Annotated in this window: 20 protein-coding genes; 6 read left to right on the top strand and 14 right to left on the bottom strand. The window is 70.5% G+C overall.

Translation table 11 applies throughout. The annotated features are described in order from the left end of the window. Positions 1–188 precede the first annotated feature (188 nt). Positions 189–518 (top strand): hypothetical protein, encoded by a 330-nt coding sequence (locus MXD59_RS13865; RefSeq protein ID WP_248825161.1) that lies wholly within the window; start codon positions 189–191, stop codon positions 516–518. Positions 519–584: 66 nt separating this feature from the next. Here the strand turns inward: MXD59_RS13865 and MXD59_RS13860 are convergent, their stop codons facing one another. The 10 genes from MXD59_RS13860 to MXD59_RS13820 form a co-directional block, all read right to left on the bottom strand. Beyond that, complete coding sequence (locus tag MXD59_RS13860) at positions 585–1,466, bottom strand: hypothetical protein (protein WP_248825159.1); 882 nt, start codon at positions 1,464–1,466, stop codon at positions 585–587. A gap of 413 nt (positions 1,467–1,879) precedes the next feature. Beyond that, on the bottom strand, positions 1,880–2,602 hold the full coding sequence (locus MXD59_RS27775) for a helix-turn-helix domain-containing protein (protein ID WP_283096882.1): 723 nt from the start codon (positions 2,600–2,602) through the stop codon (positions 1,880–1,882). 264 nt (positions 2,603–2,866) lie between these two features. Further along, positions 2,867–3,136 carry a toll/interleukin-1 receptor domain-containing protein gene (locus tag MXD59_RS13850; RefSeq protein WP_248825155.1) on the bottom strand — a complete coding sequence of 90 codons (270 nt, stop codon included), beginning with the start codon at positions 3,134–3,136 and terminating at the stop codon, positions 2,867–2,869. A 91-nt stretch (positions 3,137–3,227) separates the two neighbouring features. Then, complete coding sequence (locus MXD59_RS13845; RefSeq protein ID WP_248814436.1) at positions 3,228–3,470, bottom strand: toxin-antitoxin system HicB family antitoxin; 243 nt, start codon at positions 3,468–3,470, stop codon at positions 3,228–3,230. 10 nt (positions 3,471–3,480) lie between these two features. Next, positions 3,481–3,810 (bottom strand): helix-turn-helix domain-containing protein, encoded by a 330-nt coding sequence (locus tag MXD59_RS27335; RefSeq protein ID WP_248814440.1) that lies wholly within the window; start codon positions 3,808–3,810, stop codon positions 3,481–3,483. Between the two features lie 81 nt (positions 3,811–3,891). Further along, positions 3,892–4,203 carry a type II toxin-antitoxin system PemK/MazF family toxin gene (locus MXD59_RS13840; RefSeq protein ID WP_248814442.1) on the bottom strand — a complete coding sequence of 104 codons (312 nt, stop codon included), beginning with the start codon at positions 4,201–4,203 and terminating at the stop codon, positions 3,892–3,894. Then, entirely contained in the window at positions 4,200–4,460 is a 261-nt protein-coding gene (locus tag MXD59_RS13835) for a toxin-antitoxin system HicB family antitoxin (RefSeq protein ID WP_248814444.1), read from the bottom strand. The genes MXD59_RS13840 and MXD59_RS13835 overlap by 4 nt, the downstream gene beginning before the upstream one ends. A gap of 55 nt (positions 4,461–4,515) precedes the next feature. After that, complete coding sequence (locus MXD59_RS13830; RefSeq protein WP_248814446.1) at positions 4,516–5,700, bottom strand: hypothetical protein; 1,185 nt, start codon at positions 5,698–5,700, stop codon at positions 4,516–4,518. Beyond that, positions 5,700–8,711, bottom strand: a complete 3,012-nt coding sequence (locus MXD59_RS13825) for an AAA domain-containing protein (RefSeq protein ID WP_248825228.1) — start codon at positions 8,709–8,711, stop codon at positions 5,700–5,702. The genes MXD59_RS13830 and MXD59_RS13825 overlap by 1 nt, the downstream gene beginning before the upstream one ends. Before the next feature lie 5 nt (positions 8,712–8,716). Next, positions 8,717–10,135 (bottom strand): hypothetical protein, encoded by a 1,419-nt coding sequence (locus MXD59_RS13820; protein ID WP_248825154.1) that lies wholly within the window; start codon positions 10,133–10,135, stop codon positions 8,717–8,719. Between the two features lie 404 nt (positions 10,136–10,539). On the opposite strand from MXD59_RS13820, the gene MXD59_RS13815 reads away from it, so the two are divergent. After that, entirely contained in the window at positions 10,540–11,280 is a 741-nt protein-coding gene (locus MXD59_RS13815; protein ID WP_248825152.1) for a M50 family metallopeptidase, read from the top strand. A 116-nt stretch (positions 11,281–11,396) separates the two neighbouring features. Continuing rightward, positions 11,397–12,272 carry an SAM-dependent methyltransferase gene (locus tag MXD59_RS13810; protein WP_372512072.1) on the top strand — a complete coding sequence of 292 codons (876 nt, stop codon included), beginning with the start codon at positions 11,397–11,399 and terminating at the stop codon, positions 12,270–12,272. Here MXD59_RS13810 and MXD59_RS13805 read toward each other — a convergent pair. Both MXD59_RS13805 and MXD59_RS13800 read right to left on the bottom strand, forming a co-directional pair. Next, positions 12,238–13,308, bottom strand: coding sequence for an alpha/beta fold hydrolase (locus tag MXD59_RS13805; protein WP_248825150.1), 1,071 nt, complete (start codon positions 13,306–13,308; stop codon positions 12,238–12,240). The two genes, MXD59_RS13810 and MXD59_RS13805, sit on opposite strands and share 35 nt — an antisense overlap. 395 nt (positions 13,309–13,703) lie before the next feature. Then, on the bottom strand, positions 13,704–14,615 hold the full coding sequence (locus MXD59_RS13800; RefSeq protein ID WP_248825148.1) for a 5'/3'-nucleotidase SurE: 912 nt from the start codon (positions 14,613–14,615) through the stop codon (positions 13,704–13,706). A 357-nt stretch (positions 14,616–14,972) separates the two neighbouring features. Here MXD59_RS13800 and MXD59_RS13795 point away from each other — a divergent pair, with 357 nt between their 5' ends. The 3 genes from MXD59_RS13795 (at position 14,973) to MXD59_RS13785 (ending at position 17,784) form a co-directional block, all read left to right on the top strand. Then, positions 14,973–15,869, top strand: coding sequence for an HpcH/HpaI aldolase/citrate lyase family protein (locus MXD59_RS13795; protein ID WP_248825146.1), 897 nt, complete (start codon positions 14,973–14,975; stop codon positions 15,867–15,869). Positions 15,870–15,971: 102 nt separating this feature from the next. Beyond that, positions 15,972–16,244, top strand: coding sequence for a hypothetical protein (locus MXD59_RS13790; RefSeq protein WP_248825144.1), 273 nt, complete (start codon positions 15,972–15,974; stop codon positions 16,242–16,244). Between the two features lie 235 nt (positions 16,245–16,479). Continuing rightward, positions 16,480–17,784, top strand: coding sequence for a sensor histidine kinase (locus tag MXD59_RS13785; RefSeq protein WP_248825141.1), 1,305 nt, complete (start codon positions 16,480–16,482; stop codon positions 17,782–17,784). A 224-nt stretch (positions 17,785–18,008) separates the two neighbouring features. On the opposite strand, the gene MXD59_RS13780 is transcribed toward MXD59_RS13785, so the two are convergent. After that, on the bottom strand, positions 18,009–18,563 hold the full coding sequence (locus tag MXD59_RS13780; protein WP_248825139.1) for a flavoprotein: 555 nt from the start codon (positions 18,561–18,563) through the stop codon (positions 18,009–18,011). Positions 18,564–18,962: 399 nt separating this feature from the next. Then, complete coding sequence (locus MXD59_RS13775; protein WP_248825137.1) at positions 18,963–20,372, bottom strand: ATP-binding protein; 1,410 nt, start codon at positions 20,370–20,372, stop codon at positions 18,963–18,965. Positions 20,373–20,826 lie beyond the last annotated feature (454 nt).

Raw genomic sequence — 20,826 nt, 5'->3', positions numbered from 1 at the left:
GCTTCGTCGAGCCAGCGGATCGCCGTCCCGTCACGGTGTGTCTCCCGCGCCGATGCGGGGAATCGGCAGCGGCGCGAATATGACGTACAGCGCAGATGCGCAGGACTTCTGAAGTGCAGGAGTTCTGAAGTTCCGCCGACCGCAAGCCCAGCAGCCCCGGAGGATGATCGTGTCCTACGCGCCGAGCGGTGCTTACCCGGAGCGCTCCGCTGACTCTGGCCGAGACGCTGCCACCCCAGCCGCCGAGCCCGCCGACGGTTCCGCAGAACCGTCGAACCCGAACCCGACCCGGCGGCGGGGCGGACCCAGCCGGCGAGGGCGAGACGACCGAAGCTCCTGGGGAACTGCTGCGCCCGGTCGACTGGGACGGCTCCTTCGCCCGCGCCCGCGCTTGGGCCGCCCGCGACGCGATCGCCGTGGCTGACCGTCCCGCCGATGAGTACGAGGCCGAGCCGGCGCAGCAGCAGGTGCCCCGGTCGTCACGGTGCCACCTGTCGGCGAGGCTGTATCGGGCATGAACGGTGTCGCCCTGATGAAATGCCCGCACCCCCTTCAGGCAGGCAGGGATGCCACGGTGGATGGGGTCAGCACCATTTTTTTCGGCAATGAAAACTTGGAACATGGCCAACGAAGCGATGGCTCTCGTCGCTGTTCGTATCTGAGGATCCGCCGCTGTAGGTTCCTGCTGCTGTTTCGGTGGGTTCCACATACGTGGGCTGCGGTTGCGGCTTCAGAACGACAGTGATCATGCGTCCGATTCGGATTTTCTCGCCCGCCCTGGGGAGACTGTCCACGACGGTGGCAGCGGAGTCATACGCCGCGGATGCGAGGGCCTCCCGCGATGCCCGCTCCGAAGCGAGCTCAACCGAAGGGTCGGAGGATGCTTCTGGCGGTTCCGAGGCTGGTTGCGAGTCAGATGCGCCGATCGGATGGGGTGGGGACGTTGTGGTGGGCGCACTTTCAGTCGCGTACCGGTAATCTATGAGCTCGCGGATTCCCGCAAGCTGCGGGATATTTTCTCTGGAGGTGCCGATCGGCAGATCTGGCATCTCTGGGTGCTGTCGAAACCAGGTGTACTCGTCGTTTCGTAGATAATAGAGGCGCGCACCTTCGGCGCTTGGAAGCGGAGACCCGGCAGTTGGCACCGTCGCCGCTACTGTCCAGTTGCTCGTGATCCAGACACCTCGACTGAGCGGAGAGAGATCGTGCACCGAATAGCCGTGAGGGGCGGAGGACTCTGCCTCTCTCAGGCCCATGCCGACGAGATTCGGCATGGTCGGCGAACGTGAGGCCTGCGCTCCGGAAGGCTGCGTGACCAGGCCTGCGGCTGTTGCGCTGGCCCCATCATCCTTGTCGTTCTGGCCGAAGATGACAACGGCGACGACGAGGACGGCGATGGCGGTGGACCACCGCGGGTGCCGAGATATCCACTGGAAGATCGATCGGGCCCGTGTCTGGCCGCTCATGAAAGTCGACTACATTCAATATTTTTCAAAGCTCCCCCGTAGCTTTGCACCTGTTCAAGGTGGTGCATGGTGAGCATAGCGGTCGAGATGTTCAGCCTGGAAGGCGGACTGTGTCTGGATCCGATGCTGCGGGTCGGCTCGAGGACGGGCATGGTTCACCTCTCGTGGCCCTCTCCGTCAACGTGGTGGTAGGCGACCGCTGGGCTCCGCGCCCGGTGAGGTCGTCCCCGTGCGGCTTGACCCGGATCTGCGGGCGGCGCTGGCCGCCCGCGCCGCCGCCGACCGCACCAACGTCGGCGACGTCATCCGCCAGGAACTGCATGCGTGGCTCGACGTCGCCTGAACGTCACCCCTCACCAGCCAGCCGCCAGCTCAGCCGGTATGCGGCGCACGCCCGTCTGCGCGTCGGTGCTCTACTGCGGCGAACGGGTAGCAGTGGGATCATTACCGGCAGTCCCTGTGATCTGGAGGATGACCGTGTCCCACGCGTCGAGCGGCGCTGACCCGGAGCGCGTCGCTGATTCTGGCCGAGATGCTGCCGCACCGGCCGCCGAGCCCACGGTCGGTTCCGCGGAACCATCGAACCCAGATCCGGCGACGAGGTCGGACCTGCCTGCCGAGGGTGGGACGCCCGAAGCCTCCGAGAACCGCTGCGCCCGGTCGACTGGGATGGCTCCTTCACCCACACCTGTGCCGCCCGCGACGCACAGGCGACCGCGCGCCGTCTCGCTTCCGAATACGAGGCGGAGCTGGATCAGAAGTTCGCGGACGAGCTGTCGCGGAAGTACCGCGACGAGGCGAAGGCGCGGGCGGATGCCCGGCGACGTGTCGAGCTTGACCGGCTGGTGGAGCAGGCCGTGGCTGAGAAGACACCGCCGAGTCTGTTCGATCGGTTGGGGAGCCTTGGTCGCGTCTGGGATGACGATGAGCCCGGTTCGCCCGGTAACCGCCTCGTCGACGATCGCGCGTCCGACGAGCCGAGTGCCACCCCGATCGCGGTGGTTGTCGGGCAGTGTCGGTACGGTGCCACCGGCTTCGAACCGGGCCACCGCCGACTGCGTCATGCCCGCCGCGCGGGCCAGTTCGGCCTGGCTCCAGGCTCGCTGCTGACGCAGCTCCCGCACCGACCGGCCCAGCTCGAAGGCCAGTCTGGTCGCCTGCTAGGCCTCACGTGCACCCGGCTCGCCCATTCGCCGTTCCCGCAGCCCTGTCCAGTCCGCCTGCTCAGCCATCGTTGCTGTCCTCCTCTTGCGCGCGTGTCGGGGTGGGTGGGGCCGAGGATTTCGCGGCGGGTCTCGTGGACGCGTTCGTGGCGGTCGAGAATCCGCTCCAGATGAGGGAGAGCCTCGCCTGGCGGGAACACCGGCGCCCCGCCCGCCCCTGGAAACCGCACCCGCCCGTCAGCTGTCCGGCCGATACCGCCGCTTTCGCTGCCACTGGACGTCTCGCCGGGGACGGCCGGTACCTCCCGTCCGAGCCGGGCCCGCACCGCGGTGACCAGGCCGCGCCCACTGGGCGACCGCCTTTGGCGAGGACAGATAGCCGTCGGAGACCACCGCGATCGTGCACCTGGCCTGGCTGATCACCCGGTCGAGCCAGCCCACCCGATGCGTGCCCGGGATCAGATCCCACGACTCGTTGACCACCCCGAGCCCGGCCTGTTCCAACATGTGGGACGCCCACTCCGCCCACGGTCGACCATCATCGGCATACGAGACAAAACGTATCGGTTCAGAAGACACCGATCCACGGCGTAGCGGTTCAGGGTGCCGCGTCCGGTCGAGCCCGTCGGATGACGCGGGCGCCGGCCTGGCGGATGGTCGGGGCGGAGACCGTGGCGGGGCTGGGGGCAGAGTCGGCGTCAGGGTTGGTGGCGCGATGGGAGATCTCGGCATCGATCAGCCGGATGAGCCAGGTGTTCATCGAGACGCCGTCAGTGGCCGCGTGACGCCTGGCGGAGTCGCGGATCTCCTCGGGCAGTCGGAGCGTGATGGTCCGGATCATGGCCTCGAGGTTAGCCGTGTTTGACGGTCAGCAAAAGCAGGCGGTCGCGTCCCGCTGTGGTCCGGTCGTACACGCCTCCGGTGGGCCCGACGCCGGTGCTGGGCACATCGGTACGTGAAGAAGAGTGATGGCGGACAAGCGCGCCACGCTCCAGATCGGAGACCGAAGGCTGTTTCACGTGCATGCGCTCTGCGAGTTCGACCTGGGTGAGGTCCTGCTCCTCGCGAATCTCGCGTAGTCGGTATGCGCGGACCTCGGCATCAAGCTGTGCGCGATGCCTGGCTACTTCACCCTCTCGAGGTGGTCTTCTGGCGCGAAATTCATCCCAGGTGGACACCATGGAAGTGCTTCCGGGTCGTAGTCGCCACGCAGCCATCCGTCGTCTGCTGCGTAAGGAGTAAGCCGGCCTGTCGGGTACCGATCAACGCTCTGGTGTGGCGAGAATCTTGAAGAGCACGGTGTTGACGTTGGTGAGTGTCTGCGTGTCGACCCGGCGGACGCGGGCCTCGAGGGATGCCTTCAGGACAAAGGTGACCAGGCCCATGACCGCCCACCTGCCATCGCCGAGATCGACACAGAATCCTTCGTCGGTGGCCTGCCTGACGACCAGCGCGGCCAACACTGTCGGTTCTTGGGGGATCTCGTTGTAGACCGTGGAACTGAGGACTAGAACCTCCCGGGGCGCCGCCCGGGTGCGGGTGCTCCAGATCTCGCCGCGGCGCGGTGGGCTCACGCGGCGGAGTTCGCCACGTTGGGCAGCCCGGCATCGGCGAGTGCCTGCTGGTTGGCCTCCCCGAAGGCCAGCGCCGCCTCGATGACGGCGGGATTCTCCGAGATCCAGGCGGCGTGCGCGGCACACCGGCGCCGCATGTCCTCGGTGTCGAGAAGCCTTTCGACCCAGGTGTTCATCGAGACACCGTCGGCCTGCGCGTACCGCTTGACCGCCTCGTAATCGTCATCGGAGAGCCGAAGTGTGAGCGTCCGTTGCATGCGAATCATGCTATCAAGATCTGAATTTGTTCATGGATCGGACGGTGATGGTGGGTCAGTCGGGGTCGGTGAGCAGGTCGAGGCGGCCGAGGGCCTGGGGGCCGGCGGCGTGGGCGTGGGTGCGCAGGTCGTGGTGGGTGGGCGCGGGGACCTCGAGGGTGTGGGCGAGGCGTTCGGCCTGGCGCAGCAGGTCGGTGCGGGTGATGCCGACCCGGCGGGTGAGGGCCAGGGCGCGGTCGAGGACGGCGGTGCGGCGGGTGGCGGTGTCCTCGCACCACAGCTGGGCGATGTGGTTCCTGGACAGTTCGTACGAGCCGAGCCGGTACAGGCCCAGCCGGCCCGCGCCGAAACTGGCCGGGGGCAGGACGATGCGCCACAGGCCCGCCGGGGTCTGGCGGGGCACGCCGATGCCACCTCCGTACCTGGCGAGCCAGGCCGTCCACAGGGTGTGCGGGTCGGCGGTGTCCTCGGCCTCGATGAGCTGGCGGGCATCGTCGACCTGGCGGACGACCTCGGCCAGGAACGGGTCGCGTTCATCGGCGCGGGCGGTGTAGGCGAGCACCCCGTGTTCCGCGGTCTCGATGAGATAACAGGGCAGGTAGGCCTCGCGGGTGCCCAGTTCCTGGATGGGGCCGAGGGCGGCGGGGACGTTGAACTCGGCGCGGTCGGGGCGTTCGGCGAGGGTGCGCACCGCGTCGGGGCGCAGCGGTGTGGGCGTGAACAGCTGGCGGAAACGGGTGAGGCCGGGGGCGCGATCGGAGGGCACGGCGGGTTCGGACAGGACAGCTATCTTGCCGTCGTAGTACGGGCGGGGAAACGGCCAGCCGGTGAACCGTTCGAACATCAGATGCTGGCGGCTTTCCCGGGCGACATAGCGGACGCCGGCCCGCCACGACCGCCGGCCGAGTTCGGTGAGTTCGAGGCGTCCACCGTCGTGCGCGGTGGGGGTCACGGTGACGTGGCCGATGGCGAGAAGCATTCCCAGGCAGCGGTGCAGCAGAGCGGCGGGCAGGGAGTAGAACGCGGCGATCTCGTCCACCGTGGTCAGGCGGGCCTCGGCGATGGCCCGGACCAGGAAATGGTCGAGGACCTCGAATGCCTGCGGATCGTGTACGGACGCGCTGATCTCGACCTGCCACAGCGGCCACAGCACGGGAAACAGGCGGGTGGGCCGCACCCCGGGTATGGCCGCGGCATCCTCCAGTGCCCGCCGCGCCGGATAGATCACCGGCTTCGCCATCAGTAGCCACCGTCGGCGAGCAGGCGGGCGATCTCGCGGGAGGGGCGCAGATCACCGTGGGCTCGCAGGTAGGTGACGAGTTCGCCGGCCATGGTCGCGAAACCGGTGTCGGTGGCGGCGCACAGCGTCGAGGTGTCGCCGACGAGGACGAGTTGCTGCTTCGCCCGGGTGATGGCGACGTTGAGGCGGCGTAGCTCGGAGAGGAAGCCGACGGCCCCGCGGTCGTTGCTGCGGGTGAAGCCGTAGACGATCAGGTCGCGTTCGCCGCCCTGGAACGAGTCGACGGTGCCGATGTTCTCGCTGATCCCGGCCGGATCGCCCAGCAGTCGAGCCAGTGCCGCCTCGATCCGCGCCGCCTGCGCCCGATAGGGGACGATCACCGCCCAGTCGGCGAAGTAGCGGGCGGCCCGGGCGATCTGCGCGGCGATCAGTTCGGCCTCCAGGTCGTTGACATAGCCGCGTTGCTGCCAGGCCTCGGTGGCGCGCAGTTCCTGCTCGGCCCGTTCACGGGCGGGACGATCCGAGGTGTCGATCATCCCGAACGGGCTGCGGAAGATCGGGTCGCCGCCACCGCCCTCGTGGGACGTCCGAAGTCGTCCCTGGTAGAAGGCGCCGGAGACGAACCGGGCGAGCACCTCGGGCATGCGGCGTTGCAGGGTGAGCTCGACGCGCTGCTCGTCGCCCAGACGAGGAAACAGCAGCTCGAAGCCGCTGGCACGCAGCAGTTCGCGGGTCTCGTGGGCGTCCTCGCCGGGCGGGAGGGCCTGCGCCCAGCGGCGGACGTCGTCGTCCTGGAACGGTGGCAGCTGGAAGTGGTCGCCGACGAGCACCGAACGGCGGGCTCGCACCATCGGGACCAGCATGTTCGGGGTGGAGATCTGCCCGGCCTCGTCGATGATCGCCACATCGAAGACGATGTCGGTGAGCAACCGGCTGCTGGCGGTGCCGACGCAGGTGGCGGCGACGACCTGGGCGTAGCGGACGAGTTCGTGGCGCAGCTCGTGCTCGGCATCGCCGATCCGCGACCGCCACTGCGCCAGCAGGGACGCCCGGGCCCGCACCGTCTCGATGACCTCGCTCGCCCAGGCGTGGAAGCCATCCCAACCGGCGAGGTCATCCGGTGCGGGCGGGCTGCCCGACGGGCCGGCAGAACCGGCACCGGGAGCGGCCTCGGCGGTGGCGGTGGCCGTGGCGGACAGCAGGGGGTGCACGGCGTCGAGGATGACCCGGCCGGCTTCGGCGAGGTCATAGTGCAGTTCGGCGATGGTGCTGTTCAGCGCGTCGCGGTCGGCGGTGAGGGCGGCGCAGCGTGGGTCGGCGGCGGCGAGCGCGGTGAACTGGGCCCGCAGCGCCGCCACGGCCGTCGCGGTGCGTGACCACTCGGACGCGGCGGCGGCCTCGGCGGTGGCGGCGCGCGTCAGGCGGGCGTTCAGCCGGGCCAGGCGCCAGCCGTGCCACCAGCGGGCGGGGCCGGTCGCGCCCGCGGCGGCGCGTTCGCGTACGGGAAGCTGACCACGCAGGGTGGTGAGCCGTCCGGTCAGTTCGGTGTGGTGGGTGCGGGCCCGCTCGTGGTCGACGTCGGCCTGGCGCCCGGCGGCGGCGAGCTCGGGGGAAAGCGCGCTGATGGCCTCGGCCAGACCCTGTTCGGTCGCGTGCAGCCGCGCCCCGGTCTGTTCGGTCCGGGTGCGGCGTTCGGCGAGGTGGTCGAGCCACTGGCGCAGCAGCGGTTCGGCCCGTCCGAAGGCGGCCATCAGGTCGGGCAGGCGGGTGTCGGCCAGGATGTCGCGGCGGAACGCCTCGAGCTGGCTGTCGACGGTGCGTAGTCGGGCGGCGGCCGTCATCGAACTCTCGCTGCCGATCCGGACGGCGTGCACCTGCGCGGGCAGACCCGCGAGCACGTTGTCGACGGCCCGGTTCGTGTGCGAGGTGACCAGCACCGTCTCACCGCGGGCGACGCATTCCAGGACGATCTCGGTGATGGTGCGCGTCTTGCCGGTGCCCGGCGGACCCAGGACCAGCAGCAGGTCGGGCACAGCCACCGCGCGCTGGAACGCCAGCACCTGACTGCCGTCGAGCGGTCCACGTGGACGGGCGTCGCCCGCCGGCCGATAGGGCGCGAAGGCGCCGTCGACGAGGTTCGCGAGCAGGTTCGGGTTCGCCGCCAGACCATCGGCGAGGGTCTCCAGCGTCTCGCCCTGGAGCTTGTACACCCGGTCGCTGGGCAGCACGCGCAGCTCCCCCTGGGCGGGCAGGGCCTGGAAGTCCACGGTCTGTTCGAACCGGACGACGACCTCCCGGCCGTCCACCCGGTCGACCCGTCCGCGCAGTTCCGGCTGGCCGCTGACCTGCACCTGCGCGCCCGCGGTGATCCCCTGCCCGCGGGCGAGCTGGAAGACGTACACGCCGCGGCCGGAGAAACGCTGCTCCCGGGCCGCCTCGAGGCGGGTGTACGGCACGGGTGGTGCCAGCTCCTGACGGGCGACCTCGATGTCCCGGCTCGCCTCGATGACCTTCGAGACCAGGTCAAGATAGCGCCGGTGGTGCGGCGGGAGCATCCCGCCCGGCTGGCCTGGGCGTGGGCTCGCGGCGGTCAGCTCCCGCCAGGCATCGCGCAGCCGCGCCCACTGGGACGACCACGGCTGGTCGAAGGCGCCGCGTCCGCGGGGCAGATCGGCGACCCGGTCGAAGGCCCGCCAGCCGGCCGGGCAGCTCAACATCAGCGCGGCGGTGACCAGCTGGTCCTCGTCGCGGAACGTCCGGCGGCGGGCGAAACCCAGGCTGTAACCGTCCTGGCGCCGGGTCGGGTACAGGACGGCCACGTGCCGGCTGGCGTAGACGACCAGGTGGCCGTCGCCCGGATTGTCCCGGTCCGGTTCGACTCGCGCCGGCAGCATCCCGCGGGCCGACAACGCGGTCAGCTCCTCGACGAACCGCGCCGGCTCACCACCGAGCGCGTCGATCGCCTTACGCGACGGGACGACCGCCAACGGCCCGTGCAGCGTGACAGACACGGTCGTCAACGACCCGGCCTCCTCGATCCAAGGTCAGGGCCCGAACCGGGGCTCGAGCCGGGAGTACCGAGGGACAGGGAGTGGCGGGCGTCGCGCAGAGCGGCGACCAGCTCGTCGGCGCGTGGCCGGTGGCGCGGATCGGCACTGACCGCGCGGGTGAGCAGATGGTCAAGGTCGTCCGGGCAGCCGGCTCTGGACGGGCGGCCGCCGAGGGCGTCGAGCACCAGCGTCGCGAGCTGCCGGACATCGACGGCGGCGCCCGGTTCGTGGGCCACGTCCACCTCGTTCATGCCGACCAGGCCAAGATCACGCGGTGTCGGTGTCGGTGCCGGCGTCGCTCGGGTGGCAGCGGCAGCGGCAGTGGCGGTGCTGGCAGTGGCGGGCATGACGATGGTGTCGGGGGAGAGCCGGCGGTGGGCCTGCCCGTGCCGGTGCAGCACCGCGATGGTCCGGCCCAGCGCCGCCGCGTCGGCCAGCACCCGGGCCGCGACGATCCGGTCCGGTCCGCCGGGTGTGGGCAGGCCGGATCGGACTGTGCCGTGGACCTCCCGCCAGGTCCGTCCCGCCACCGCGGACATGATCATGATCGTGTGGTCGGGCTGATGGTGCCGCGCGAGCAGCGCGGGCAGGCCGGCCGTGCCGCGCAGGGTCGCGAGCAGATCCGCCTGCGTGCGCAGCGCGCGCTGCCAGGCCAGTGCCTCCGGCGTGCCGCGGCGGACCCGGAGATGGCGCAGCCGCACCAGTCGTCCGCCGGAACCCAGCTCACGGGCCGTCGCGTCGCGCAGCACCCAGGATCCATCCGACGCGGCCTCGTGCACGACGGGATCATGCAGCAGATGGACGACCCCGCCGACGCTCAGCTCCTGCCCGCCCTGCCACGGCGCGGCCGTCGGACTCGCCGCGTCGATCACCGTGTCGTCGGCCCGAACACGCAGCACCGAGACCTGCCCGGACGCGCCGTCTGCTCCTGCCGGGGAACGGCCGTAGTAAAGCGTGCGGATGCCCGCGCATGCCGGCTGTGAAAGCAGGGTGCGTAGCCGGGTCTCATCCCACAGTCGGATGGGGATCGCGGTGCGCCGCTGCTCGTCGGCCCGCCACCGTTCGAAAGCCTGCCGCCGTGGGCCATCCATCGTCACCGGGATACAGAGCGTCCATTCATCGATCCGGTGGCCCTGCTCCGCGGCGGCCGCGCAGGCTCGATCGAAGGATTTCCGCACCTCGGTCAGCTGGCCGCTCCTCACACCGTTGATGAAGTACTTGACCTGCCAGATCCGTACGTGGCTGGTGAGATCGCCGGTGTACACGTCGATTCCCCAGTCGCCGGGCGCCGGTTCGATGCCGTACGCCGGGCCCTCCAGCAGATCGACCAGCGAGGTCACCATCTGCTCGAAGTCGTGCCGTCCGCCGGCGTCGTTGGAACGCATCCGATGAGTCTGGAAGTTGATGGGCGGTAACCCGACCGGAAGATCCACCCGTTCGCTCCGTCCCGCATCGTCCCTGTTCTCGATGATCCCACCGTGCTGCACCGTAGTCGTAACCGGTGTAACACTGTGAGAACTTGGCCACAACATGTCGCGATGGGGACCTCGCACCATGTGCGTAACCGGTCATCGATGACCGCCATCTCCGCTGGTCAACGCGGATGGGATCACTGTCCGGCGCGGTTGATGTAGGCCAGGTCGCGACCTGGACCGGCCGTCCTCGCCGCGCGTGATCGACGTCCTGGCGGGCCGCCCGTGGTGACAAAACCGGAAAAGTCCGTGGTGGTAGGGGTATCCGCGTCGCATGATCTGGGGGCGGTACGGCGTGGGCGGCGTGGCCGCGTGGGGTGACGGTCTCCGACGGTGGCCGGCGGACAGCGGACGGGGTGGCGCGGGTGTCGGGCGGGACGTACGCCGCGGTGCTGACGACGACGACCGCGCCGCGGTCGGTCGCGGTGGTGACGGGGCTGCTCGCCCTGCTGGTCGTGCTGGCCAGCAAATGGGGGGAGCGCCTCGACGCCGCCGTGCACGAGGGCGGCCACGCGCTGGCGGCCTACCTCACCGGGCGGCAGGTGCTGGCGGTGTGGGTCGAGTCCAACGGCGGCGGCGCCACCGCGACCCGCGGCCGTTCGCGCGGCGCCGGGCTGTTCCTGACGGTGGCCGCCGGCTACACCGGTCCGCCGCTGGTCGGCGTCTGCTCGGCGAAACTGCTCTCGACGGGACGGGTCACCGCCGTGCTCATCCTGGCGGCCTTCGGCCTGGTCGCCCTGTTGCTCGTCACCGTCAACCGGTTCGGTCAGGTGCTGCTGATCGGCATGCTCGCCTCCCTGATCGTGGCGGGACGGTACAGCCCCGACTGGGCGCAGCTGTGGTACGCCCATTTCCTGGCCTGGTTGATGCTGCTGTCCGGGCCACAGTCGGTGCTCATCCTGCATCGGGTCCGGCGGGGCAGCGGTGGCGGAAGCGGTTCGGATGCCGACCTGCTCGCCCTGCTCACCCGCATCCCCGGCGTGTTCTGGGTGCTCGCCTTCGCCGCGTTCAGCCTGTGGTGCGCTCTGCGCGGCGCAACCCTGCTCGTCCACGCCTGACGGCTGGTGTCGGAGTACTGCGCCTGTCCGTGGCCGGCACGGTCATAATACGAAACGTCGTATTAATACTAATAATGCCGGGGTGTGCGGGGGTGTCGGACTCGTCCGCGCCGGGCATGCGGAGGGGGCTGGCCATCGTGAGTGGCGGCGAGGCGGAAAGCCGGTTCGGCTGGGCTCGGTCGGCGCGGGCGGTGGCAGGCAGCGACCTGCGGACCGATCGACCGCACACCGCGCGGGTCTACGACTACTACCTGGGCGGCAAGGACCACTATCCGGCCGACCGGGAGGCGGCGGAGAAGACCCTCGCCGTCATGCCGAACGTGCGGACCATGGCGCGCCAGAACCGCGCGTTCATGCGCCGCGCCACCCGGTACCTGGCCGGCGAGGCGGGCATCCGCCAGTTCCTGGACATCGGAACAGGCATTCCGACCTCGCCGAACCTGCACGAGGTCGCGCAGAGCGTCGCGCCCGACTCCCGGATCGTCTACGCCGACAACGATCCGATCGTGCTGGCCTACGCGCGTGCGCTGCTGGGTGGCACCCCCGAGGGCCGCACCGCCTATCTGGACGCCGACCTGCACGATCCGGAGTCGATCCTCGGCGCGCCCGAGCTGCGCGAGACGCTCGACCTGACCGCGCCGGTCGCGCTGTCCCTTGTTGCGATCATGCACTTCGTCCAGGACAAGGACGATCCCTACGGCCTCGTCCGCCGTTATCTCGACGCCCTGCCCGCCGGCAGTTTCCTCACCCTCAGCCAGTTCTCCGACGAACTGACCCCGGAGGAGACCGTCGAGGCGATCAAGGTCTACAGCAGTCGCGGTCTGCTCGGTCAGGCGCGCACCCAGGTCGAGATCGGCCGCTTCTTCGACGGTCTCGACCTGGTCGACCCCGGTGTCACCCTGGTGCACCGCTGGCGCCCCGACGAGCCGTTGGACGAGAGCCTCACCGACGCCGCCGTCAGCATCTTCGGTGGCGTCGCGCGAAAGCCGTAGGGCTGACGGGGTCGGGGTTGTCCGCGATACGGGAGAAATGATCGTCGACGGCGGTCAGCCAGGCGAGCGGGCGGCTGGCATGCGGGCTGTGGTCGGCGCCGGCGATGACGCAGAGGCGGGCGCCGGGAATCGCATCCGCCATCGTCCGGGCGGACGCACGCAGGCTCGAGTCGTGCTCGCCGACGATGACCGTGGTCGGCACCGTGATCTCACCCAGACCGGGGACGAGGGACGGGTAGGTCCCGAGCTCCCGACCGAACGCGGACAGCGCCTCGGGATCGACCTTGCCCAGCCCGTCCGCCGCGCGCTGCTGCGGCGTCGGCCCGCTGCGCGTCATCTCGATCTCCGTGACCTCGATCCCGCCGCCACCATCCACCGCCGCCCCGACACCTCCTGTCGCGCCAGCGCCCTGCGCCGCAGCGAGATCGTCCACCGCATGAGGATCGCCTGGCGTGAGGTTGTCGTCCGCCGCCGACGGACCGTCGGGTTCGGTGTGCTGATGACCGGCGAAGGCGGACGCCATCCGCTCGAGGATCGGGGCGACGATCCGGCGGGCGAGGGGCCCGGGCACGTGGGCCGGTTCGGCGGCGGTGTCGACCAGGATGAGCGATCGCACCCGCCGCGGATGTTCCAGCGCGTACCGCAGCGCGATCACGCCACCCATCGAGTGCCCGAGCAGGTTCACCGGCGTGGGCCCCAGACTGTCGATGACGAGGGCGAGGTCGGCGAGCAGCAGATCGAACGTGTACTGCTCACGTCCCCCGGTGGCCCACCCGCTCGCGCCATGTCCCCGGTGGTCATAGGCAGCCACGTGTCGACGAGTAGCAAGATCGCCAGAGACCGTAGCCCAGTCCTGCGTGCTGCCTGCGATTCCGTGGACGAGCACCATCGGACCGCCCGCGGCGCCCGAAGTCCCGGCGATGGGGCTTACGGCGACAGCCGGGCCGTCAACGGCCACGCTGTCCGGCGTGAGCAGTTCGACGTGCAGGTCAAGACCACCATCAACCGGAACCCGCCACTGCCTCGCGTCGACCACCCACCCATTCTCCCGTGCCCAGCACCCGCTACCAGCACCATCGGCACCGCCGGCACCAGTGGCACCTGGTAGCGCACCACCGGCACCGGTACCACCAGGATCACCAGGACCACCGGCACCTGAACCTGAGCAGACAGCCGTCAGTCGCCCCCCACCCGCATCCACATCCCCGGTGATCTTCCCGTCGCATCCTCATGCCGAGGGATAATCGGATTATTCGGCCCGTATACCGGAACAGCCCTCGGCATGTACCCGCACAACCCTCGGCATGCCCGCTCGGCGCGGCCGGAGGGTATCCCGGTTCCCCCAAAAGGCGCATCGATGTATCCCGGACGACCACATCGCCAAGAAACCCCGTGGTGACGTGGTGGGTGAACGTCAGGTCGTCAGGTCGGTCAGGACGTGGGGCGGGCGGGGACGGTGGTGAGGGTGGCGAAGCCGGCGTTGAAGGCGGCGACCTCGTCCGTCGGCGTGGCGGTGGACGTGCAGGACTGGGCGGTCAGGATGGTCTGCGGGTCGGCGACCTTCGCCTCGCTGGATAGTTCGCGCAGGCCGCGGACGGCCCCGCCGGCGAAGCAGTTCGGCACGTTGAGGTTCGCGACGGTCAGCGTGCTCGACGATCCGCCGGCGGAACTGCCGGCCTGACCGCCCGCGGCCGGGGTGGCGAGCAGGGTGGTGCGATGCGCCGACAGCCAGGCCAGGACCTGGGCGACGGCGGGAGCGTAGTCGTAGGTGTCGCCGAGACCCTCGCTCACGGCGAGCGCGGGGATGCCGCGCTGGGCGGCGGCGCGGGCGGCGCCGACCGTGCCGGACAGGTCGACCACGGGGCCGAGGTTCTGGCCCTCGTTGATACCGGAGACAACCAGATCCGGCTTGAGGTCAAGGTCGTCGAGGGCGACGTTGACGGCGTCGGCCGGGTAGCCGCTGACCTCGGTGGCCTTCAGGCCACTGGTCGTGGTCGTCTCGTCGTGGCTGACCTGGCCGCCGCTGGTCTTCCCGCCGGTACCGCTCTGGTTCGCCGCCGGTGCGACGATCCGTACCGCGGTGGCGGGCAGCGCCGCGAGGGCGTGGGCGACGGCGTCGATGCCCGCGGAGCCGACTCCGTCGTCATTGGTGACGAGAACGTCGAGCGTGCCATCCGGTGTCCGCCCGGCACCCGCACCCGAAGTGGCACCCGCCGTGGTGCCCGCGGAAGCCGGCGAGGATGACCCGGACGCCGCGGAGCCACCGGAACTCGACCCGCAGGCGGCCACGGTGACAGCGACCAGGAGTGCCGCGGCGGGCAGACACATGCGAGCGGGCTTCATCGACACCGATCCTCCAGACCTACGCGAACGTTCTGATCTTCTGGGACTGCCACCTGCGGGGACTGTGATCTTCTGGGACTCCCACCCGTGGGTGGCTGACCCCACGGGTGGGGCTGTGGGTGGACCGCCCCGGCGCAGCGTGGCCACAACCTAGTGGCCGCGGCCCGCCGGCGTCCGTGGGACGTCAGGTACCGGACGTCCCACCTGCGGTGACGCTCACCCGTCCCGTCCCGAATGTGGCCTGGGTCGGCGATCAGGGCGCCGGGGATGGCCGGACAGTAGTGTGACCACGCGGGTCGCGGAGCATGACGCTGACCGGATGACGCGGGACGGATCGCACAGCGACGGAGGACAACGGTGACGGCCGAGGCGAAGCAGGCGGCGGACTTCCGGCCACGGCGCTCGGTGCTCTACATGCCGGGCGCGAACGAGCGGGCGCTGGAGAAGGCCAAGGGCATTCCGGCCGACGCGCTCATCCTTGACCTGGAGGACGCGGTCGCGCCGTCCGCCAAGGAGTCGGCGCGCGAGCGGGTCTGCGCCGCCGTCGTCGAAGGCGGCTACGGGCAGCGTGAGCTGATCATCCGGGTGAACGGGCGTGACACCGACTGGCACGCCGACGACCTGCGGGCCGCCGCGAAGGCCGGGCCGGACGCCATCCTGGTGCCGAAGGTCGGCTCGGCGGACGAGGTGCACGCCATCGAGCGTGATCTCGTCGCCGCGGGCGCGCCCGAGCACACGAAGATCTGGGCGATGGTCGAGACCCCGATCGCCATGCTGCACGCCCTCGACATCGCCAGCGCCTCCCCGCGCCTCGCGGTGCTGATCATGGGCACGAACGACCTGGCCAAGGAGCTGCGCGTCGAGCACGTCCCCGGCCGTGCGCCGCTGCTCACGGGTCTGGGCCTCAGCCTGCTCGCGGCCCGCGCCGCCGGCAAGGTGATCATCGATGGCGTCTACAACAACGTCAAGGACGCCGAAGGCTTCGCCGCCGAATGCCAGCAGGGCCGTGAGCTGGGCTTCGACGGTAAGACGCTGATCCACCCCGGTCAGGTCGAGCCGTGCAACACCGCCTTCTCCCCGACCGAGGCGCAGCTCACCGAGTCCGCCGAGATCGTCAAGGCCTGGGCGGAGGCGGAGGCGGAGGGCCGCGGTGTCGTCACCGTCAACGGTCGGATGATCGAGAACCTGCACGTCGACAACGCCCGCCGCCTGCTCGCCGTCGGCGAGGCCATCAAGGCCCGGTCCGCCAGCTAGCCGCTTCCTCGTGGGGCCCGGGAGCGTGCTCGGCGCCGGCGCCCCGCAGTGGCAAATTGGTCACGGTGTGTAATGCCGGTTGCCGGTGGCAGCCGGACGAGTATGGCGGGCGGGTCTGGGCGGGGTCGGGATAACCCGACCACGGCCGGACGGGCGTACCGGCTGGGATGGTGCCACCGGACGCGCCAGTGTGGACCATGTCCACGCCGCACCGCGACCCGAGGCATCGATGACCATGACCGTCCCACCACCGCCGGATCCCGACTCGTCGACCTCGTCGACCTCGCCGATCCCGCCTACCTCACCGATCCCAGCGACCTGGCCGTCGACCTCGCCGATCCCGTCGACCGCGACGACCGCGACAGCCGCGGGTGAGGGTGGCCGCCGGGTGGATCCCACCAACGTCGCGAACGTCGAAGTCGACGGTTTCGCGCCGGGGAGAGAACGTCGGGGAGCACATCAGACGGGGGAACAGCCGGCGGGGGACCGTCATGCTGGGGAGTGGCCGGTGGGGGACCGTCAGGCGGGGGAACGGCCGGCCGGGGGGCGTGGGTCGGTGGAACGTGGCTCTCGCACTGGCGCGTCCGGGGGGTGGTTGTACGGGCGTTTCGTGCGGGAGGTGGGGTACACGCTGGTGTGTTTTCCGCTGGCGATTGTCGGGTTTGTCTATGTGGTGGTGGCGCTGTCGACGGGTCCGGCGCTGGCGGTGACGTTCCTGGGGATTCCGCTGCTGGCGACGATGCTGGTGGGGGCACGGGGGTTCGGGACGGTGCAGCGTGCCCTGGCCGCGGAGATGCTCGGTGATCGGGTGGCTCCGCCGCGTCCGTTGCGTCCACGTAGCCGAGGGGTGATGCGCTGGGTCCGGGCGGGGCTCAGGGACGGGGCCGGCTGGCGGGCATGTGTCTATCTGCTGGTGAAGTTTCCGCTGGCGATCACGAACTTCGTGGTGACCGTCGCGTTCTGTTCGGCCGGACTGGGTGGGGTGACCTATCCGGTGTGGCAGCGGTATCTGCCCGTGCAGCATGACAGCGCGGGACGACCGCATCGCGGTGCCTCCTTCGGCACCGACTACTTCCTGGACACCTGGCCGCGGATGGCGATGGCGGTCGCGGCCGGCGCCGTGCTGCTCTACCTGGCCCGGCCACTGATTCACGGTCTGGTGGGGCTGGACCGGCTGCTCATCCGCGGCCTGCTCGGCCCGACGAACCGGCAGCTCGCCGCGGAACGGATGCACGAGCTGGAGCTCACCCGGGCGAGCGCGGTCGACGACTCGGCCGCGGCGCTACGCCGCATCGAACGGGACCTGCATGACGGCGCGCAGGCCAGGCTCGTGTCGATGGCGATGAACCTCGGCGCGGTCCGGGAACAGCTCGCCACCGCGGACGGCGACAGCCTCGACCTCGACCGGACCCGGTCGATGGTCGACGCCGCCCACCGCGACGTCAAGGAGGCCCTCGTCGAGCTGCGCGATCTTGCCCGCGGTATCCACCCGCCGATCCTCGACCATGGTCTCGAGGCGGCGCTGGAAAGCCTCGCCGCCCGAGGCACCGGCGCCAGCAGCAGCACCAGCACCACCACCAGCGGTGCTGGCGGGCAGCCGGTGGCGCTGCATGTCGACCTGCCCCAGCGGCCGTCGGCGGCGATCGAGACAATCGCCTACTTCTGCGCCGCGGAGCTGTTCACCAACGCGGTCAAACACGGCCGGGCCGACGAGATCCGGATCGGTGTCATCGGACGCGCCGGACGGCTCCGGCTCACCGTCGTCGACGACGGGACGGGCGGTGCCACCCTCGAACCCGGTGGCGGCCTGACCGGGCTCGTCGAGCGGGTCCGCACGGTGGACGGCTGGCTCGACGTCACCAGCCCACCCGGCGGACCCACCCGCATCACCATCGACCTCCCCCTGCACGCCTGACCCCTGGCGCCGACGGGTCAGTCACGGCGAAGGCGCCTGACCGCATTCCGGGACTCGAGGAACGCGGTTCTGTCCAGGGCTGCGGTCCGGGCCGCTGTCGGGCCCCGCGCCCTTCTGCTCCGCCAGCCGGCGATGGACAGGTGCGGTGTGCGGGGCGGACGGCGAGGGGCTCCCGTCCCAGGAGAGGAGAGGAGAGGAGCCCCGCGCCCGTGCTCGTGCTCCGGTCACGCGCCTCGGGAGGCCTCGAGGGCGTCGAAGGTCTTCTTCCAGGGGAACATCGCCTTCCAGGCGTCGATGTCCGGGACGTCCTCGAGGATGACGTCCTCGTAGTCGAAGATGACCTGGACACCCCAGGAACGCAGGGTGGCGATGTTGGCCAGGAACGCCGGGTGCTTGGCGTGGGTGGGGTTCGGCGGCAGGGCGATGATGATCGGGATGCCGGAGCCGATGGTCTCGTTGAGCAGGCTCAGCGCCAGGGTGTCGGAGATGCCGCCGGCGAACTTGTTCACGGTGTTGAAGGTGGCCGGGGCGACGACGACGGCGTCGGGGATCGGGCGTTCCTCCTCGTCGTCCTCGACCAGGACGTACTCGCTGCGTACGGCGTAGCCGGTGAGCTCGGCGAGCGCGCCGGTGTCGAGGAACTTCAACGAGGCCGGCGTGGCGACGATCCGGGTGTCCCACCCGGCGGCCTTCGCCTGCGAGACGAAGTCGGGCACGTCGTCGGCGGGGTAGCCGCCGCCGCAGACAACGATGTAGAGCGCGCGCGTGTCAACAGTCATGGCATGCACCTATCTCGAGGCCGTGCGCCCCTCGGAGCCCGAGGACGGCCTTGCGGACGTGAGCCTGGGAGGGCGGCCGTGGTGGGCCGCCGCCCGGTGGACGTGAACCGTGAAACACCGGTCGTGAACCGTGGGACCGGTCGTGCGATCTGGGCCGGGGTACATCGTCCGCCCGGATCCGCGAGATTTCGGCCGAATCCGCAAACGCCGCCGATGTTCTGAGCAAAGGTCCCGTCCGGACCGGTCACGATGGCCCGGCCAGCCGGGCTACGAGTCCGATGCGGCCGCCGCGGGTAAGGGCGGCCTCACCTCGCGGGCCGTCCGACCAGGGGATCCGTCCGTTCGGGTGGGGCGTTCGGGATGGGCGTCCGAGGGGGCTGGGGTCTGCTCCGGGCGGCCTCAGATACGGGTGAAGGCCTGGGCGTCGCGGCGGAAACGGTCGAGTTCGGTGAGGCTGATCGTCGGACGGGCGGCGCGGGCGGCCTCGAGGAGGTCCTCGGTGCGCAGCGGCGTGGTCGGGGTGGCCGGGGTGCCACCGTGCGGTCCGGCCGCGTCCGAGTCGGGCTTACCGGCCTCGTCCGCCCCGCTCGTGCCGGCCAGGCTCAGCGACGCCAACCCCGACCCGCTGGTGAGGGCGGCCCGGGTGCTGTCGGCCGCCCGGTGGAAGGCCGCCGCGGCGGAACGCTGCACGACCGCGGACAGGTCCGCCGGGGTGAACAGGTCGGTCGCGGCGACCACCGCGTCCAGGTCGATCTCCTCCTTGTTGGCGACCCGCTCCAACAGGCCGGCGAGCAGCACCCGCCGTCCGGTCGCGTCCGGCGGGCCGACCGGCAGCACCAGGTCGAACCGGCCGGGCCGGACGAACGCCGGGTCCAGCGCGGACACCGCGTTCGTCGCGCAGATCAGCAGCCGTCCAGCCACCCCACGGAACGCCGGGATGGCCTTGAGCAGTTCGTTGACGACCGACTGGTTCTCCGGTCGGGTCTCTCGCGACTGCGCGATCTCATCGACCTCGTCGATGAACACCACGACCCGCTCGACACCCATCAGGTCGTGGATGGCCGAACGCAGCTCCGAGGCCAGCCCGGCCGCGCCGGAAGCCAGCCGCGATGGCAGCAGCTCGACGAACGGCCATTCCAACCGGGCGGCCACCGCCCGGGCGAACGACGTCTTGCCCGTCCCGGGCGGCCCGAACAGCAGCATCGCCGTGGGAATGACCACGCCGTAGGCCTCGGCGAGTTCACGTTCACGCACCGGCAGCAGCAGCCGCTGCTCGATGAGCGCCCGCTCCTCGGTCATCCCGGCCAGGTTCGACCACTCGGATGTGCTCAGCAGCGCCCCACCCCACCGCTCGACGGTCGACACGTCCGCCGGGCGCAGCGGGATCTCCTTGTCGTAGAGCACCTGACCGGTGGCGGCGAACCCGCGGTGCAGGAACGCCTCCTCATCGGTCTGACCCGGGGTGATCAGGGTGGTGATGCGCCGGCAGCCCGCGTGCAGCAGCTGGTTCTCCACCGACTGCAACAGCCCCGAGCCGATCCCGTGATGGCGCCAGGCCGGTGCGATCGCGACGGTGAGGACGCGACCCTGACCGCCCTCCTTGCGTCCGACGGCAGCGCCCACGATGTGCTCACCGGCGACGGCCACGACCGCCGGGCTCTCCGCGTCCGGCCCCTCGTGACGCAGGGCCAGTACCGTGTCGGTCAGGTTGATCGGCGGACCGCCGGGTGTGCTGCGTACCTCCTCGAGCAGGCGGACGGTGGCAGCGTAGTCGACGGTCTCGTAGGGACGAATGTGCCATATGGGCACGCTGGCTCCTCAGGGTCGCTCACCGACGGATCGTCCCTACCGACTCTCGTCGCCCAGAGTGACTATTTAGCCGGGACCGTTGGGGCGATCTCGCGGGACCTTAGGACCGCCACCCATGGCCATTGGCGCTGTGACCGCCCACCGGTGGTCCCCCTGCCAGGGTCGCCGTCGTGTCGGCAGGGCTGTGACCTGCGGCTCTGCTGGTCGGGTACCCGCAGGCGGGCGAGTTGCCGGCGGGGCGTGTGACTCTCGTCCCCGCCACCTTCGACGCCTTGCCCGCGTCCCGCCCGTCCGGGCAGATGGTGGACAGTCCGTGATGACCTACTTTCTGTGGCCCGCTCTCCGGTCGGTGCGCTCGACCGTGGCCGGATTGCGGTCGGGGTCACGAGATGCCGAGGTCTGTGCCGGGATTTCGGCCTCGAAAATCCGAGCAACCCTCGGCATGTCGCCGAAC

Source organism: Frankia umida (assembly GCF_023242945.1).
Taxonomy (GTDB): domain Bacteria; phylum Actinomycetota; class Actinomycetes; order Frankiales; family Frankiaceae; genus Frankia; species Frankia umida.
This window is presented reverse-complemented; position numbering and strand designations above follow the sequence as displayed.